Here is an 18,911-nt window from a genome sequence, read left to right on the forward strand (position 1 = left end):
TTAATCTAACTACAGACAAGCTAATTTCATTCACATAAATATACCAATATTATTTATTCCCCTGCACACCATCACATCACCCCCAACAACACAATATTCTCAATATGATGGGTCTGCGGGAACATGTCCACAGGCTGTACTTTTTCAATGCGGTAATTTTCGCAAAGGATTTCCAAATCCCTTGCCTGCGTATTGGGGTTACAACTGATATACAATAATTTTGGTGCAGCAGCTTCCGAAAGTGCCTTTACCACATCCTTGTGCATCCCCGCCCTTGGTGGGTCGGTAATGATGATATCGGGCTTTCCATATTTTCCTATCAATTCAGTATTGAAAAGATCGCGCACATCGCCCGTATAGAAATGTGCATTTTCCATTTTATTGAGCTGCGCATTTTCCTTGGCATCTTTTATGGCATCTTCCACCTGTTCAATGCCCACTACCTTTTCGCAATGTGCCGCCACACTCAGCGCAATACTGCCAATGCCAGTATAAAGGTCGTAAATCGTTTCGCTGCCTTTCAGTTCCAACATTTCAATGGCCGTGCTGTAGAGTATTTCCGCCTGTCGGGTATTGGTCTGAAAAAATGATTTTGGGCCAATTTTGAATTGTACCCCGTTCAATTGTTCTGTAATAAATTTTTCGCCTGCATAATTGACTACCTTGTGCGGATAAATGGCATCATTGGGGGTATTGTTGACAATATAATTTAGCGATTTAATGGCGGGAAATTTCTCCAGCAAATGATCATAAAGTGGAAACAGCCCATCCTTGAATGCATTGGCAACAGAAAAAAGCAAAAGGTAATCTCCCTTGGTATTTTTGCGAACAATCACTCCGCGCAAAAGGCCTTTTCCGGCCCTTAAATCGTAATAATCCAAATGCTGCGCAATGGTAAATGCCCTGATTTCATTCCGAATGGCATCGGACAATTCACTTTGCAGATAACAGGTTTCAATATCCAGCACTTTGTCAAAAGCCCCGGCCACGTGAAAGCCCAGTGCATGATTGACATCAAAGGTTTTGCCGCTGTCTATTTCCTCCTTTGTGAGCCACCTTCGATTGGAAAAACTGTACTCCATTTTATTGCGGTATAGGCGATCTTCTTCACAAGCAATAATTGGCTCAATTTCAGGAAAATCCAATTTTCCGATGTGTTCAAAAGCTTCTTTTACAAACCCCGCTTTATATTCCAATTGTTTGGTGTATGGAATGTTTTGCCATTTGCAACCTCCACAATTTCCAAAATTAGGACAAAAGGCCTCAATTCTATAGGGCGCAAATTGATTGTATTTTAAAACCCTGCCCTCAGCATATTGCTTCTTGTTTTTCACAATTTTAATATCCACATTATCACCGGGATGTGTAGCGGGAACAAACACTACCTTTCCATCCACCTTAAATAAGCCTTTTCCCTGATGTTCAATCCCGCTGATCTGGGCATTTTCAATTATTTTTTTTCTTCTCATTTGCGGTGCTTCATTTTCAAATCTGCAAAGTTCGCATAATTCATTTGCTTTTGTGGAAAAGCTATCCCTTTATTATTCAGGCGATAAGTGCTATATTTCAAGTCTAATGCATCAAACTTGTGGCCATAAGTATTAAAAATATTGATACCAGAACCATAGTTTCCTTCCTTACTCTTTGGGCAGGAGTTAACCTGGTACTGGTAAATCGTTTTTTGTTTGAAAATATTATTCAGGATTTCCCGGGTTTTTTGATCTTAAACCTGGGGATAGGTCTTTTTTTTACCGGAACATTTTTACTTTTTAAAAGATGGACGTATAGGAACAGAAGCCTAAGCGTTTTTGGCAATTTTAAAACTATACTGGCACCAATGTCAATTAGCATTATGGTGTTGATTCCATCTATTTTCAGCTACTTCAACCTGTATATAATACCTGAATATTGGTCACCTTTCTATTATTTTTTCTACTCCTTCACTATTTCTGCTTATTTAATAAACATATACTACATATATTGTAATTTAATTAAAAATGAAGGCAAAAGTATGCCGATAAGGCTGCTTAAAGCATTTAGCTGGTTTTTTGCCTTTGGGTTGTTGTTTATGTTTATCCCAAAACAGTATGAGAGCAGCCTGTTTTTTCCGTATATTACTATTGGTATAATCGCAATTCTTTATATAGCTACCCGCTTATCCTGGATAGGGCGAATTCTCCCACATAATAAATGGCGCCTGGTCGGTTTGCTTACTGTAATTAATTTAGTCAATTTTATTGCCTTTGTACACTACAGCCTGAATATTGACAATTATTTTTTTGAAACGACCTATTATCCATTTGCGCCCTTTTTTCTTTTACTACTATTTGTAAGCGTACTAAGTTTTACCAGCCTGCTTTCCCTGCTTTTTTATATACCTATATCCGCTACGGTGGAGCGTAAAACCAATGAAATTGACCGCTTGATAAAAATTGGTAATCTTGGAAGAAATCAATCACAGGATGTAGAGCTCTATCAATATTTGCTAAAAGCAGCGGTAGAAGATACCAAGGCTATGTCGGGGTGGTTTAATTTTAAAAGTGATGAAGAGGCATTGGTTCAGGCAAAAAATATCTCTATTGATGCCATAGAAAAAATAGAAAGCAGATTATACCACAGATTGGATCCTGCTTTTTGGAAACTGAAATATTTTGAGATCAATGCAGCAACACATCCTTATATTTTTGATAAAGAACTTTCAGGAGCAGATAAGATCATATCATTTAACTATAATATAGACTATAAGGATGTTGGCCGCCTTTATTTGATTAAGGGTTTGCACAAAAATTTTACTGATGATCAAAAGCATTTTGTGCGGTCCTACCTTAAACAAGCCCGTTTGTCGTATCAAAGTAAGCTTTTGGTTGACAAACAAGTAGAGTCCAAAAGAGTAGATGAGGAGTTCAGGCAGGCCAGGATCATTCAGCAGAAATTATTGCCACAGTACAATGTAATGGATGATGCTATTGATTTTGATGCGTTTCTCCATCCATGCCTTGAACTTGGGGGTGATTTTTATGACCTATTTAAAATTGACAATGACAGGATTCTTTTTATAATGGGAGATGTGGCAGGAAAGGGTTTGAGTGCTTCTTTGTATATGGCAGAACTCAAAGGGATTTTTCAAACCTTATCAACTTTTGATCTTGATCCCAAAGAATTTATTTATAAGATCAATGAAGTGGTAATGTCTTGTTTTGAAGACAAGGTGTTTGTTACGCTTACTTATCTTATGATCAATAAAAGCGAAAAGACTTTTACCTATTCCAGGGCAGGGCAATCGCCACTACTTTATTATTGCGCTAAAAACAATGAGGTGAAATACTTTGAGGACGAAGGTATGGGGATTGGAATTATCAGAAATAACAGATTTAAAGAAAAGATTAAAATTTATAAGCACAATTACGAAAAGGGAGATGTTATACTTTTGTTTTCTGATGGTATTAGCGAGGCAAGTAATGATGCAGAACAAATGTTTGGACTTAATGGAATAAAAAAGGCCGTTGAGCAGGCTCCCAAAGATAATGCACAAGCAATCAATAAATTTATCAATCGAAAAATTAAAGCGCATACTTTGAAAAACCCGTATCAGGATGACCTGACATCATTGGTGATTCAATTTAAATAAAACCTTTTAAATGCATAACCGTATAAACCCCATGAAAGATGGAAATAATTGAAAAGCCGGAAGAGCTGGCTGCAGAGCTGAAAGTGATAGGAGATCTGGATGCAAAATCATCGATTCAATTAGATGAATATTTGCAAAAGGCATTTAAGCAGGAACAGTTCAACTTCTATATTGACTGTGCAGAGCTCAGGTATATTTCATCCGCAGGTTTGGGGGTGTTTATTTCTCATCTGGATTTTTTAAATCAGCATAAAGGCAAGTTTGTATTTTTTAATATGAACGATCAGGTTTTTGAAATCTTCAAAATTCTGGGTCTGCTCGAAGTAATGCAAATTGCTGAAAACAAAATAAATGCCAGGCGGTTGATGAATGAAAGCTAATATCAGGACCATATGTTCTCAGAAAGCGTTAAGTACTATCAGGGATTTCTTAAATGATTTTCTCCAGAGCTTAGACATTAGCACTTCTGAAATAAATCAGATTGTTCTGGCCATGGACGAGGCTGTATCCAATGCTATTATTCATGGCAATAATTCAGATGAAAGCAAAATTCTTGAAGTTGATATTAATGTTGTCGACAATAAAATTAAAATAGTGCTCTCGGATATCGGCTTTCTTGATCTGGCTAAAAGAGATGCAAAAGTTGAAAAAGCACTGGCAGATATTATCAAAGAAAAACAAAAAGGCGGTCTCGGTCTAAAGCTCATTCATTCAATAATGGACATCGTTACCTTCTACACAAAAGATGGCCGCAGCTTCCTGATGATGCAGAAGTTTTTAAAAGAACCTGATTAAGAATAAACATTACAGCTTTTCAGTCAATTCTACTTTTCTGAAAATGCCCAAGCGGCATTATAATTAAAATGGTATCAGACCAAAACTGAAGCCCCTATTTCCATTCTCTTTAAATTCCAATTGCATAGCTCAGCAACTAATTAAAGATTTCTTTTTTTAAGATTTCTTTTTTTTCTTTGGAAGCTGCATAAATTAATTTTATATCAATCTGGAAGAATGGGGATAATATCTCTGCGAGGCTTAACAATAACTATTTTAGTATTTACAGGCTACTTTACAGTCATTGCACAACAGGTAAATGGGGTAGTAACAGACAAAGAAACAGGTGAACCACTATTTGGAGCTTCTGTAATTATCAAAGGCACTACCACAGGAATGCAAACAGATTTCGAGGGCGAGTTTGATTTTGATGCCGGACAAGAACCGCCATTTACACTGGAAATCTCATATTTGGGCTATGAGAAAAAAGAGATAGGACTGAATGCTGATAATATCAAGCGCAAAATAAAAATACAACTTCAAAGCTCGAGTATAAATGTAGAAGGTGTAGAAGTAGTAGATACCCGACTCACCCAAAAGCTACAAGAGTCCCCGCTTACTGTTGAGTCAATGGGACTGGCGGCTATCAAACAAACCGCTTCTGCCGATTTCTATTCCGGGCTTGGCGCACTCAAAGGAGTGGATTTAACTACCGCCAGCATGGGCTTCACCATTATCAATACAAGGGGCTTTAACAGCACCAGGCCGGTTCGTTCCTTACAATTGGTTGATGGTGCCGACAACCAGGCGCCCGGACTTAATTTTTCCCTGGGCAATTTTGCCGGTTCCTCAGAACTGGATATTCAAAAAGTTGACCTGATTGTTGGGGCAAGTTCGGCACTTTACGGCCCCGGTGCCTTTAATGGCGTGATCAACATGACCACCAAAAATCCTTTTTACCATCCAGGATTATCGGTGATGGTCAAAGGTGCTGAAAGAAGTTTGTTTGAAAGTGCCGTACGCTATGCACGCGTAATTAAAAACAAACACGATGTAGATAAATTTGCCTTTAAAATCAACTTCCATTACATGAGGGCCAATGACTGGGAGGCAACAAACATGCAGCCAGCTACAGATTCCCAGGTAGGGAGAAATAATCCCGGGGGATATGATGCGGTAAACAGATATGGCGATGAAAATCAAAATGAGGAAACCAATAATTTTGAATCTCCCTACGGACTAAGAATCTACCCTGGCTTGGATATTTTTCACCGTACAGGTTATGAGGAAAAAGCCCTTGTTGATTATAATGTGCGAAACCTGAAAGCTGGAGCCTCTCTACATTATAAAGTCAACCGTGATATAGAACTGGTTGCAGCATATAATTTTGGTACCGGTACAACGGTCTATCAAGGAGATAACCGTTACAGCTTGAAAGGACTGAAATTTCACCAGCTAAGGCTTGAACTGAGTCAACCCGATAAATTTTTCATACGTGCATACACCACTATGGAAAACGCAGGGGATACCTATGATGCTGTTTTTACCGCTTTTAAGCTCCAGGATCAGGTGAAAAGCAACGGGGATTGGAGTAAAGATTACACCACTTACTGGATAAGTAATATTCGCAATAAGGTAAAGAATCTTCCCGGGTTTCCTCCAGAAAGTCGATTGTGGTTTGGTGAAACACGAGATTCCATTTATAACCAGGCAGAAATGGTTTTGAATGAGTACCAGGACTCACTGGTAGCATGGCACCAACAAGCACGTGAATATGCTGATGGTATAGGAAACCCAAATGCCGGTAATGAAGCAAGATTAGAGCCAGGTACAGAAGAATTCCAAAAAGAATTCGATAGAATTACACAAAATACCTATCTGACAGATAGTGCGACTGGCGAAGTGACAAGGGGCACCTTATTTTATGATAAATCCAAACTGTTCCATGTACAGGGGGAGTATAAATTTGAACCCGAATTTATGGATATTATTCTGGGCGCTAACTACAGGATGTATTTACCCAATTCTAACGGCACCATTTTCAGCGATACCGCAGGAACCACTATACGCAATTGGGAATATGGGCTCTATGGAAGTCTGGAAAAAAAGGTCTTTTATGACAGATTGATTCTTACACTTTCAGGGCGGATGGACAAAAACCAAAATTTTAAATATTTGTTCTCCCCCGCAGCTTCTGTTGTTTACTCCCAAAACAACCAAACCGTCAGATTGTCTTTTTCTTCAGCATTAAGAAACCCCACATTACAGGATCAATACCTTTATTATGATTTGGGAAGGGCCATCCTAATTGGAAACATTAATGGTGTTGATTCATTGGTAACCGTTGAATCCCTGGAAAATTATATTGCATCCAGTTTTAATTATGACACACTCGATTTTTTTAATGTGCCCCCGGTAAGGCCTGAAAGAGTTCAGTCAATTGAAGTTGGAATTCGCAATACCTTATTTAAAAAATTATATTTGGATGCCAGCTTCTACTACAGTTGGTACAAGGATTTTCTGGGCTACAAGATAGGTGTAACCCCACCAAGCCGTGATCCCAGTCTGCCAAGCAATTTACAGGCATACCGGATTTCAGCGAATTCACCCGACAGGGTAGAAACCTACGGTTTTTCAATAGGTCTCAATTATTACTTCTATAAAACCCTGATGTTTGCCGGAAATTATTCCTGGAATGTACTGGACAGAAAAGGTTCTGACGATCCAATTATCCCTGCGTTCAACACACCGGAGCATAAATTTAACATCGGGGTCAGTGGCAAGGATATAGTCTGGAAAATGGGCTCTAAGCGCATTAAGAATATAGGATTCAATATCAACTACAAATGGGTGGAGGGTTTTGAATTTGAAGGATCACCGCAATTTACCGGACATGTCCCCACCTATAGCTTATTAGACGCACAACTTAGCTATACCCATAAAAAAATCTATACCACCTTTAAACTTGGCTCATCAAACGTGTTGAACAACAAGCAATACCAGACCTATGGCGGCCCTTTTATCGGCAGAATGATTTATTTCAGTGTCACTTTAGATATGAGCCACTTATAAGTTTTGAAAAATCCGCAAGCTTTCTTAGAAAATCAGAGAATTCATTATATATTTATGCGAGTTGGAACATTTTAATTTAATTCAAAAACCAAAAATCATGAAAAATTTTAAATCAATAACCCTTATTTTATTTCTATTATTTTCATTCGGAAGTATGTCAGCTCAGGTCACACTATATGTTGACAGTTTAAAAATGGATGTATATACTCCTGATGGAGACACTTCTACTAACAGACCTTTAATTCTTTTGAGCCATGCCGGTAGTTATTTACCTCCATCTTTAACTAATGCTCCATTTGGCACAAAAAGTGATAGTTTTTTGGTAGAAATGTGTACTCAATTTGCTAAAAGAGGTTTTGTAGCCGTTGCATTTACATACCGTCTTGGTTGGAATCCACAGGCTCCCGATCAGGAAACCCGGGCAAGCACCATTATACAGGCAGTATATAAAGCTTCGCATGATTCAAAAGCCCTGATCCGATACTTTAGAAAAAATGCCGCTACATATAATGTGGATACAGATAAAATAATTTTGGGCGGTTCCAACTCTGGCGCTTACCATGCACTCTTGGCAGCGAACCTTAATCGTCCTGAAGAACTAAGTGTATTTAAATTTCTGGACAGTAATGGAGACCCTTATATTGACACTACCTTGTGGGGGAATTTTGATGGTGAAAATGGAGCTCTGTCCTATTATAACCACCCAGGATACAGTTCAGAATTTGATATTGTATTGAGTCTTGGAGGTGATGTAGGAGACACCAGTTGGGTTGATCCCGGAGAAACACCGGTTATCGCATTTCACGGTGTTAATGATGCATCTCCATATGAAACAGCTGTTGTAACTACAGGAGCTAATCAAATTGCAATAATTGAAGTAAGTGGTCCTGGCGATTTTATGCCATATGTAAATCAATACGGAAACAATGATGTTTTTTCTGGAGGAGGCTTTTGCCCAGGGCCTCAAAGTACCGATGGAGTTGTTTATGAAGGCAACTACCCCTTTTATGGTGCAAACGCAGGATTTGAGCCCTACAATTGGTATGCTACCAATCCCCCAAACAACCCAACAGCAAGTAAGTCAAGGGCCTTGGCCTATATTGATACAATTATGGATTACTCAATCCCTAGGATTTACAAGGCTTTTTTCGACAATAATTATATGGATGCCTGTCCCCAAACAGGAGGAGTGTTGACTGAAGATTTCAATAATGTTAATGTACAAAGAAATGTTACATATGCCTGGAATTGGTCAATATTTCCAACAGCTGAAGATACATCAGGAACAGTAGTTGGAGCTAACGGAATTAACGACCCTATTAATGATCAGACAATCAGTATGAACATTTACCCCAACCCAGCTCATTCCACTATAAGAGTCGAGTTAAATGACAATATTCACACTATACAATCAGTAGAATTGTATGATGTTGCAGGCAAACTGCTAAGACAGGAGAATGTTGGCAATCTCAGTCAATATACCTTAAACAGAAATGGCGAAAGTACAGGTATCTATTTCTTGAGTGTTACCCTTTCAAATGGAAAATCCGGATTTAAACGGGTGGTTTTTGAATAGCACTATCTAAACATACTCTTTAAAGCCCGGCCATAGCACTATGTCCGGGCTTTTTGGGTTTGAAATGAATATCCTACTACTGCTTGATATTTTTTAGTCTGTAACAGTATTTCCCCATCCATTTTTAAATCCCTAATTTTGCTTTTTATTTTTATAAAGGCAAAACACAAACCTGATGAAGCTCAAGGGATTTTATTTCAGTCTAATATGCTCTTTCTTATGTATCAATGCGACAGCACAGGAAACTAAAAAAGACTATGACCCGGTACTTTTTACGGTAGAAGACCAAACTGTAAGGCTTTCTGAGTTTGAATATGTTTATAATAAAAACAACCAGAATGATAAGGACAGTTATACTCAAGAATCACTTGAAACCTATCTGAACCTTTATGTCAATTTCAGATTGAAGGTAAAACAAGCAGAGGAAATGGGGCTTGATACACTTCAGAACCTAAAAAAAGAACTGGAAGGTTACAGAAAACAATTGTCTAAATCTTATTTATACGATAGAGAAGTTACCGATAAGTTGATTAAAGAAGCTTATGAAAGAAAAAAACAGGAAGTCCGCGCCAGCCATATTCTAATAAATATTGCAAACGATGCAGTTCCTTCTGATACATTGAAAGCTTATAAAGAAGCTCTGAGAATAAAAAAAGAACTTGACAGGGGTAAGGATTTTGAAACCCTTGCTAAAAAATATTCAAGCGACCCCTCTGTTTCTGAAAATGGGGGAGATATAGGATATTTCACTGTTTTTGAAACAGTTTATGCTTTTGAGTCTGCTGCATATAATACGCCTGTTGGTGAAATCAGCGATCCTGTTCGTACTCGTTTTGGTTACCATATTCTCAAAGTCACGGATAAAAGGCCTGCACAGGGAAAAATTAAAGTGGCACATATTCTTATTAAAGTGCCCGAAAACCCCAGTGAGCAACAAAAAGCATTTAGTAAATCCAGAATTGAAGAAGTCTATAAGCATCTTGAAGCCGGAGCAGATTTTAAACAAATGGTAAAGGTTTATTCTGAAGATCGTTTTTCTAAGAAAACAAATGGGGAAATCCCGGTTTTTGGCACCGGAAAAATGGTAGAAGCATTTGAAACTGCTGCTTTTTCTTTAAAAGAAGATGGGGATTATTCCAAACCCATAAAAACAGATTATGGCTGGCATATTATACAGCGCATTTCAAAAGATACTATTCCACCTTTTAATGAAATAAAAGACCAGTTAAGAAAAAGAGTGGAAAGAGATACACGCTCACAAATTGCAAAGAACACTTTAGTCGAACGCATAAAAGAAGAGTACAACTTTAAGACTTACCCTAAGAATAAGGAAGAAATTTTCGAACGAATTGGAGGTACAATTCTGATGGGTCCTTATAAAATGGAAAACAAAGAAAACCTCGATAAACCTTTGTTTTCATTGGCAGGTACAAACTTTACACAAAAAGACTTTGTAGAATTTTTAGAGTCCAGGCAAAAACGCAAGAGAAGAGAAAGGGCTGAAAAATTGCTTCAGGAATATTACAATCAATTCGAGCAAGAGTCCTGCTTTAACTATGAAGAAGCACAGCTCGACCGCAAATATGTGGATTTTAGAAATTTAATGAAAGAATACCGCGATGGTATTTTACTCTTTGAATTGACAGATAAAAAAGTTTGGAGCAAGGCCGTGAAAGATACTGTCGGGCTTAAGAATTTCCATGAAGCAAATAAGAACAATTACATGTGGAGCGAAAGAGTTCATGCAAGTACCTTTATAAGCAAAGATGAGAAAACTGCTAAAAAAGCACATAAACTGGCTGCTAAAGGAAAAAAATCAGTTCAGGAAATAGTAAAAAAACTCAATAAAAAAGAAACTCTGCTTGAAGTAGAAAGCGATATTTACCAGAGAGGTGATGATAGCAGAGTAGATGCAATGGAATGGACCGAAGGAGTAAACGAACTCAAAAGCAATGAAAACGGGCAATTTTATTTTATCAAAATTAATGAGGTCATTCCAGCTCAGCCCAAAACGCTTAATGAAGCCAGGGGATACATTATTTCCGATTACCAGGAGCACCTTGAAAAAGAATGGATCAAAGATTTGCGCGAAAAATATACCGTTGAAATTAATCGCGAAGTTATAAAGCCACTCATAAAACAGTGATCTTAAAATGCTACCTTATTAGTACTTGGAGTAAATTGACTGTCAGCTTAAGTCAGCTTGATATCGCATTTCAAAAACAATTAGACTTTTCACGTGTAACTGTAATTAATGATTTCACAAATCAAGGAAAACCAATTTTTGCGCTTTGTTTTGTATTGTTGATGTTGACAGGCTGCAAATTTTTTAATAGCACTGAAATAGATGAAAACCGTATTGCCCTTGCAAGAAGTGGAGAAAAAGTACTATACCACGATCAGGTAGTAGGAATAATAAAGGAAGGCAGCTCGAAAAAAGACAGCCTTGATAAATTACAGACAATTACCCGTAACTGGATAAAAAAGCAACTTATTTTAGAAAAAGTAGCACTATACCTTCCGGAAGAAAAACAAACTATAGAAAAACAAGTACAAGATTATCGGGAATCATTGCTTACAGCGCTGTATGAAGAAGAGCTAGTCAGGCAAAAATTGGATACTTTGGTTACTAATGAAGAACTCAGCGCCTTTTATGAAGTAAATCGCTCTAACTTTTTGTTGCGATACCCAGCTTATCAAATTTATTATATCATTGTGGCACAAGAAGCACCTAAGCTTGATTCTTTGCGGTTTTGGGTCACAAATATAGAACAGCACAAAGAAAAACTCAGTGCTTATTGCTATACCTTTGCTGAAGATTTTTCGCTGAAAGACAGTATATGGATAGAAAATCAGTTGCTACTAAGCAAATTTCCACTTGAAAATGAAATAATTCAACGGCTTAGACGTACAAAACAGACAGAAGAATTGGCAGATTCTGATTACTTTTATTATTTAAAGGTAAATGATTGGAAAGATCAGGGGGAATTGGCTCCGATAGAATTGGTTAAGAACGATATAAAAAAATTAATTCTCAACAAAAGAAAGCTGAAACTGATTGAACAAGCACACGATCAAATTTATCAGGAAGCTATAAAAAAAGGAAAATTTGAAATATATTAAACATAGTAAATTTTTACTGCTTTTTTTATTGTTGGTTGCAAGCACAAACATATTTGCTCAAAACGACAAAAAATTAATAGATAAAATTTTGGCAATAGTTGGCGATGGAATTATCTTACTTTCTGATGTAGAATTGCAATACCAGCAAATTAAGCTCGAAAATGAAAATGTCACAGAAGACATGAAGTGCAATTTGTTGGAAGACCTGATGACTCAAAAAATGTACCTACAGCAGGCTAAACTCGATAGTCTTGTCATTAGTGAAGATGAAGTAGAAAATGAATTGAATAAAAGGATTCAGTATTTTATCAGTATGATTGGCTCGCAGGAAAGACTCGAAGAATACTATGGCAAATCAATTACTTCTATAAAAGATGAATTTAGAAAAGACATTAGAGATCAGCTCCTTTCAAGACGAATGCGCGATAAAATATTTGAAGGTGTGAAAGTAACGCCCTCTGAAGTAAAAACTTTTTTCAATAAAATACACAAAGACAGTTTGCCTTATTTTAATGCAGAAGTAGAAATAGGCCAAATTGTTTTTAAGCCAAAAGTATCTCCCATGCAGCGACAGTTGGCTATAGATAAAATTGAAGGATTGAAAGAGCGCATCGAAAAAGGAGAAGATTTCGGTATGCTTGCACTGATCTACTCGGAAGATCCCGGTTCGGCTCAAAATAATGGAGACTTGGGTTTTGTAAGCCGCGGGGAAATGGTAAAGGAATTCGAAGCAGCAGCTTTCAGACTTGAACCTGGTGAGGTTTCAGATATTGTAGAAACAAAATTTGGTTACCACCTTATCAAAATGACTGAAATGAAAGGGCAACGTGCAAGACTCAGCCATATTCTCGTATCACCCAAGATCACTTCTTTTGATTTAAAAGATACACGTAAAAGGGCAGATAGTGTGAAAACATTGCTCGATGAAGGAAAGATCGGTTTTCAGGAGGCAGTAAAACTTTATTCAGAAGACGAAGGAACAAAACACAGTGGCGGAATGCTTGTCAATCAAAACACAGGAAGCAATTCATTTGAAATTTCGCAACTCGATAAGTCTGTTTACTTTGGAATTGATAAGCTCAAACCCGGTGAATTTTCAAAACCCATGCTATTTCAAGATGAAAGAAGCCAGGAACAAGCTTATAGGGTATTGTATCTAAAATCACAAACAGAGCCGCATGAGGCCAATTTAAAAGATGATTACGACCGAATTAAAAAAGCCGCATTGCAGCAGAAAGAAGATCAGGTATTGCGAAAGTGGCTTAGCATGCGAATAAAAGAAACCTATATTAGAGTAGATAATTTCTACAATTGTGAGAATATTAAGAAATGGGAAAAACCCGATGTAATTACCAAAAGCTATGAATGATACTTTTAAGAATGATGTAGAGGCAGTAGATGCCTTGGCAGTGAATTATAAAAAATTAAAAAAAGAAATTGGCAAAGTTATAATTGGCCAGGATGCTGTAGTAGAAAGCGTTTTGATTTCAATTTTGAGCAATGGCCACAGCCTTTTGGTAGGCGTGCCTGGTCTTGCAAAAACTTTGTTGGTCAATACACTGGCAGATGTGCTGGACCTCTCCTACAAAAGAATTCAATTCACTCCTGATTTAATGCCCTCTGATATTACAGGTTCTGAAACCTACGAGCAAAACAGTGGCTTTAAATTTAATAAGGGACCAGTTTTTGCCAATATCATTCTGGCCGATGAAATTAACCGAACGCCTCCAAAGACCCAGGCAGCACTTTTGGAAGCCATGCAGGAAAGAACAGTTACTGCAGCTGGGCAAATGTACAGATTGGAAGAACCCTTTTTTGTGCTTGCAACGCAAAATCCTATTGAACAAGAAGGTACTTATCCTTTGCCCGAAGCTCAGCTCGATCGTTTTATGTTTAATATTGTATTGGATTATCCCAGTTTCAATGAAGAGCTCGACATTGTAAAGAGCACTACCGGAGGTGTGAAAGCCACAGTAAATAAATGCTTGAGTGGAGAGGAAATCATAGCATTTCAACAGTTGATTAAAAAAGTGCCGGTTCCCGATAATGTGTTAGAATATGCAGTAAGGCTTGTGGGCAAAACACGCCCAGACAGTGAAGCGGCAGCAGAAATTGTAAAAGAATACCTCGATTGGGGTGCAGGGCCCAGGGCATCTCAATTTTTGGTTATTGGTGCCAAATGCCATGCCGCATTAAAAGGAAAATATTCACCTGATATTGAAGATGTGAAGGCTGTAGCATTGCCAATTTTGCGCCATAGAATTGTAAAGAACTACAAAGCTGAAGCGGAAAACATCTCAAATGATGATATTATTAGAAAAATTCTTTGAGACATCACCGGATCGCGCATATAGAATCCCTTATTTAATGGCAGATTATGCCTAACTTTGCAACTCAATCAAAAGCCGGGAATGAGCGACCAAATTAAGCATGAATGCGGTATCGCATTAATCCGATTGTTAAAACCCTTAGATTATTACCAGGAAAAATATGGCTCAGCACTCTACGGCCTAAAAAAACTCTACCTCCTGATGGAAAAGCAGCACAACCGCGGTCAGGATGGAGTTGGTGTTGCAACCATTAAACTTGACCCTAAGCCTGGCAGTCGCTACATAAGCAGGCGCAGATCCAATGCCGCCAATCCCATTCAGGAAGTTTTTAAAGGTATATTCCACGAGTTTAAAAATCTGGAAGAAACAGCACCACACCGCCTGAAAGACCCGCAATGGCTTAAGCACAATATGAAATATCTGGGCGAAGTAATGCTGGGACATTTGCGCTACGGAACACATGGGGGAAACAGTATTGAAGCCTGTCATCCCTTTTTGCGTCAAAACAACTGGATGGCCAGAAACCTGGTGCTGGCGGGGAACTTTAATATGACCAATGTTGCTGAACTCTTCAACCAATTGATAGAATTGGGGCAGCATCCAAAAGAGCTTTCCGATACGGTTACTGTTTTGGAAAAGATCGGGCATTTTCTGGACATGGAGAACCAACGTATCTTTGATGAATACAAAAAGCAAGGCTATGAAAATGAGCAAATCTCTCATATAATAGCTGAAAAATTAGACCTGCAAAGAATATTGAGCAAATCGGTGAAAGACTTTGACGGAGGTTATGTAATGGCCGGATTGATAGGGCACGGAGATGCATTTGTGGTGCGGGATCCCAATGGCATTCGACCGGCTTTCTACTATGTAGATGAAGAAGTGGCTGTGGTGGCCAGTGAACGCCCTGCCATTCAGACTGTATTTAATACTCCGCTTGAGAATGTAAAAGAATTAAAACCAGGGCATGCACTTGTTATTAAGAAAAATGGAAAATTAAATGAAGTACAGTGCCGCGTACCCGAAGAAAAAACTGCTTGCAGTTTTGAGCGCATCTACTTTTCCAGAGGTACTGATAAGGACATTTACCAGGAACGAAAAGCATTGGGGCGTTTATTGACTGAAAAGGTGGTGAAATCAATCAATTATGATTTTGAAAACACGGTTTTCTCTTTTATTCCCAACACAGCTGAAATTTCATTTTACGGGATGATGGAAGGGCTCAATGAGCATTTAAACCTGCACAAAAAGAAATTGATACTCGAAAAAGGGATTTCAGATCCAGGGGAGATTGACCGCATTATTCATATGCAAGCAAGAGTAGAAAAGCTGGCTATAAAAGATGCCAAGCTGCGCACTTTTATTACGGAAGATGCATCTCGCGATGAACTGGTATCGCATGTATATGATGTGACCTATGGCCTGGTGCGCAAAAATGTTGATACGGTGGTTGCCATTGACGACTCAATTGTAAGAGGCACTACTTTGCAAAAAAGCATTCTTTCTATTTTAGACCGGCTGGAGCCCAAAAAGATTGTGATTGTTTCTTCTGCACCGCAAATTCGCTTTCCTGACTGTTATGGCATCGATATGTCAAAAATGAAAGATTTTGTGGCATTTAGAGCAGCAATTGAGCTTTTAAAAGACCGCAAGCAGGAAAGTTTGCTACGCCAGATTTATGAGAAGTGTATAGAGGAGAATAAGAAACCGCTGGAAGAAATTGAAAACAAAGTACAGGAGCTCTATGAGCAATTTAGCGATGATGAGATTTCGGCTAAAATATCTCAAATTCTCAAACCAAAACATATTTTCTCTGATGTAGAGATCATATACCAAAGTATTGAAAATTTGCACGAGGCCTGTCCCAACCATAAAGGCGACTGGTATTTTTCGGGCAATTTCCCGACTAATGGAGGCAACAAAGTAGTCAACAAGGCTTTTATCAATTACATAGAGGGCAGTTCTGAAAGGGCTTATTGATCTGTATCAAATTATACTTCAAAAGCCTTAGTTTCGTTTTTGGATAAAACCTCAACTCATGTTGCTTGTCAAAAAACAATCACTACTTTTTCTAATCTGCTTGTTTCCCTTTATTTCTGTGTTTTCGCAAGATGGTGAATTGGATTATGACAACTGTACTTTTGATGGCATTTCGCTTTATGGCAAAGTGCAAATTGTTGAGAGTTTTCCAGATATCCGTGTAGAAATAGTAGATGCCTTCCCAGACTTAAGTGTGCAGAAGGTAAATGCTTTCCCCGATGAATGTGGTGAGTGGATGTTTGTAGATGCTTTTCCTGATTTCCGCATTCAAATTGTAAAGAACTTTCCTGATGTGCGTATTCAGTATGTCAATGCTTTTCCGGGGATGGAGGAATGATAAATTATATTCCCAGTCATTTTAAATTAAAACCATAGCGGTCAGACGGTTTTCTTAAACTGTAAACCAAGCTCTACCATATCGATAACTTTAATAAATGAACCGTCAGACCGCTTTTCGACTCAAAGTTTTGATGAGGGGGCGGAAGGAACAAGGTTTGAAATTGAGGTATCGTCCCATTATCGCTTGTTCCTTCACTCTACTTTACCGACTCTGCGAGAACTATTTTTTAGCCTTCAAGCCCAGCTCCTCTCCTTTTTTCAGCATATAACCCCAAGCTTCATCGCGTTGATTTTTGATCTCTCCGTCAAGTATTGCTTCTTTGATGCTGTTTTTTATAATCCCTACCGAGCGACCTGGTTTGATATTAAAACACTTCATAACCTCTTCTCCTGAAATAGGCGGTTGAAAATTCCTGACCTGATCCTTTTCTTCAATTTCTTTGAGCTTGCGTTTTACGATATCGAAATTTTTGCGGAAGCGCACTCTTTTTTCCCTGTTTTTAGTCGTGATATCTGCTTCGCAGAGAAGCATTAAGTCTTCCACATCATCTCCGGCTTCAAAAAGCAGCCTGCGAATAGCCGAGTCGGAAGTAATGCTTTTGTTCAGTCCAATGGGACGCAAATGCAAAGCCACCATTTTCTGAACATACTTCATTTTTTCATTCATCGGAAGTTTGAGTCTGCGAAAAATTTTGGGCACCATTTTAGCGCCAATGGCATCGTGTCCGTAAAATGTCCAGCCAGTTTTAGGGTCAAAACGCTTGCAGACAGGTTTTGCAATGTCGTGAAGTATAGCCGCCCATCTCAACCATAAATCATCACTCTTTTCAGAAAGATTGTCCAGCACCTGAAGGGTATGATAAAAATTGTCTTTGTGGCTTTTTCCATCAATGGTTTCCACTCCGTGTAAAGCCTGCATTTCGGGGAAAACTAATTTTAATAATCCAGTTTTAAAAAGGGGTTTAATACCTTTTGATGGCTTGGGACTTTCAACAATTTTATTGAGCTCAGTTGTAATTCTTTCCTGAGAAACAATGCTTATTCTTTCAGCATTGCGTTCTATGGCTTTCATAGTAATAGGATCAATATTAAAGCCAAGTTGAGCTGAAAAACGCAATGCCCGCATCATACGCAGCGGGTCGTCAGAAAAAGTGATATCCGGGTCGAGGGGTGTTCTGATAATGCGCAGGTCAAGGTCCCTGATACCGTCAAATGGATCTATCAGCTCTCCGTAGTTTTCTTTATCTAGGCTTATAGCCAGCGCATTGATAGTGAAATCCCTGCGGTTCTGATCGTCTTCGAGACTGCCATCTTCTACAATTGGTTTGCGTGAATTGCGGGTATAGGATTCTTTGCGTGCGCCCACAAATTCGAGTTCCAGATCGCCAACTTTAAACATAGCTGTCCCAAAACTCTTAAATACGCTTACTTTAGAAGTTTTTGGAAAAAGTGCCGCACTGGCTTTGGCCAATTTTATTCCGCTTCCAATACAAACAATATCAATATCCTTAGTTGGTCTTTTTAAAATTTTATCGCGCACAAAACCACCTACTGCATAGGCGGGCATTCCCAACGATTGGGCAGCCTCAGCAATTTTAAAGAGTACCTGCTCCTCATCGGGGCGAATTTGCAACATGTTTTTGGGTTTAATCTGGCTCACTCTATAAACAAAATATCATCATCCGGAATATCGATACTGGCAATGTGGTTTTCTTTGATGCGGCAAAGCAGCTTAATGTGCTTGTCAATATCGCATAGATCATCATCCATTTCACAACAGATAATTTTGATGGTCTTATAAGTATCGAAAAAATTCTTCAATTGTCCTATGCTTCTAATATAAATAGAAGTGTTCTGCGGGTCTTGGTTCAGCTTAATATCAAGGTTGCCAACCAGTTCTGTATAAATATGTGAATCTACAATGAGTTTGATCAACTGGCACTTGAAAGGCAAAACCAAGCGGTTGCCAATATAAAAGGCATCGGATTTTTTTTCTAAAGCTTCCTTAATTGTAAGTGCCATATCAATT

The 18,911-nt window shown here is 38.4% G+C and carries 14 protein-coding genes; 11 read left to right on the plus strand and 3 right to left on the minus strand.

Annotated features, from left to right (window positions below):
- Window positions 1-71: 71 nt before the first annotated feature.
- A complete protein-coding gene (gene rlmD, locus WD048_16815) occupies window positions 72-1,469 on the minus strand; it encodes a 23S rRNA (uracil(1939)-C(5))-methyltransferase RlmD (protein MEX0813883.1) in 1,398 nt (465 codons plus the stop codon).
- A 119-nt stretch (window positions 1,470-1,588) separates the two neighbouring features.
- Here rlmD and WD048_16820 point away from each other — a divergent pair, with 119 nt between their 5' ends.
- From WD048_16820 to WD048_16870, 11 genes are all read left to right on the plus strand, one after another.
- Window positions 1,589-3,628 carry a PP2C family protein-serine/threonine phosphatase gene (locus WD048_16820; GenBank protein MEX0813884.1) on the plus strand — a complete coding sequence of 680 codons (2,040 nt, stop codon included), beginning with the start codon at window positions 1,589-1,591 and terminating at the stop codon, window positions 3,626-3,628.
- A 38-nt stretch (window positions 3,629-3,666) separates the two neighbouring features.
- Window positions 3,667-4,008, plus strand: coding sequence for an STAS domain-containing protein (locus WD048_16825; protein ID MEX0813885.1), 342 nt, complete (start codon window positions 3,667-3,669; stop codon window positions 4,006-4,008).
- Window positions 3,998-4,423: an ATP-binding protein gene (locus tag WD048_16830; protein MEX0813886.1), complete on the plus strand. Its 426-nt coding sequence runs from the start codon at window positions 3,998-4,000 to the stop codon at window positions 4,421-4,423. The genes WD048_16825 and WD048_16830 overlap by 11 nt, the downstream gene beginning before the upstream one ends.
- A gap of 216 nt (window positions 4,424-4,639) precedes the next feature.
- On the plus strand, window positions 4,640-7,474 hold the full coding sequence (locus WD048_16835) for a TonB-dependent receptor (GenBank protein MEX0813887.1): 2,835 nt from the start codon (window positions 4,640-4,642) through the stop codon (window positions 7,472-7,474).
- Window positions 7,475-7,571: 97 nt separating this feature from the next.
- Window positions 7,572-9,050 carry a T9SS type A sorting domain-containing protein gene (locus WD048_16840; GenBank protein ID MEX0813888.1) on the plus strand — a complete coding sequence of 493 codons (1,479 nt, stop codon included), beginning with the start codon at window positions 7,572-7,574 and terminating at the stop codon, window positions 9,048-9,050.
- A 175-nt stretch (window positions 9,051-9,225) separates the two neighbouring features.
- Window positions 9,226-11,196, plus strand: coding sequence for a peptidylprolyl isomerase (locus WD048_16845; protein MEX0813889.1), 1,971 nt, complete (start codon window positions 9,226-9,228; stop codon window positions 11,194-11,196).
- 35 nt (window positions 11,197-11,231) lie between these two features.
- A complete protein-coding gene (locus WD048_16850) occupies window positions 11,232-12,173 on the plus strand; it encodes a hypothetical protein (protein ID MEX0813890.1) in 942 nt (313 codons plus the stop codon).
- An 88-nt stretch (window positions 12,174-12,261) separates the two neighbouring features.
- Window positions 12,262-13,542 (plus strand): peptidylprolyl isomerase, encoded by a 1,281-nt coding sequence (locus WD048_16855; protein MEX0813891.1) that lies wholly within the window; start codon window positions 12,262-12,264, stop codon window positions 13,540-13,542.
- Window positions 13,535-14,503 carry a MoxR family ATPase gene (locus WD048_16860; GenBank protein ID MEX0813892.1) on the plus strand — a complete coding sequence of 323 codons (969 nt, stop codon included), beginning with the start codon at window positions 13,535-13,537 and terminating at the stop codon, window positions 14,501-14,503. The genes WD048_16855 and WD048_16860 overlap by 8 nt, the downstream gene beginning before the upstream one ends.
- Before the next feature lie 81 nt (window positions 14,504-14,584).
- Complete coding sequence (locus WD048_16865; GenBank protein ID MEX0813893.1) at window positions 14,585-16,483, plus strand: amidophosphoribosyltransferase; 1,899 nt, start codon at window positions 14,585-14,587, stop codon at window positions 16,481-16,483.
- 58 nt (window positions 16,484-16,541) lie between these two features.
- A complete protein-coding gene (locus tag WD048_16870; protein ID MEX0813894.1) occupies window positions 16,542-16,880 on the plus strand; it encodes a hypothetical protein in 339 nt (112 codons plus the stop codon).
- A 222-nt stretch (window positions 16,881-17,102) separates the two neighbouring features.
- Here the strand turns inward: WD048_16870 and WD048_16875 are convergent, their stop codons facing one another.
- Window positions 17,103-18,518, minus strand: coding sequence for an HD domain-containing protein (locus WD048_16875; GenBank protein MEX0813895.1), 1,416 nt, complete (start codon window positions 18,516-18,518; stop codon window positions 17,103-17,105).
- A 20-nt stretch (window positions 18,519-18,538) separates the two neighbouring features.
- Entirely contained in the window at window positions 18,539-18,904 is a 366-nt protein-coding gene (locus tag WD048_16880; GenBank protein ID MEX0813896.1) for a hypothetical protein, read from the minus strand.
- Window positions 18,905-18,911: the final 7 nt, after the last annotated feature.

Source organism: Chitinophagales bacterium (genome assembly GCA_040877935.1).
GTDB lineage: Bacteria > Bacteroidota > Bacteroidia > Chitinophagales > CAIOSU01 > JBBDNB01.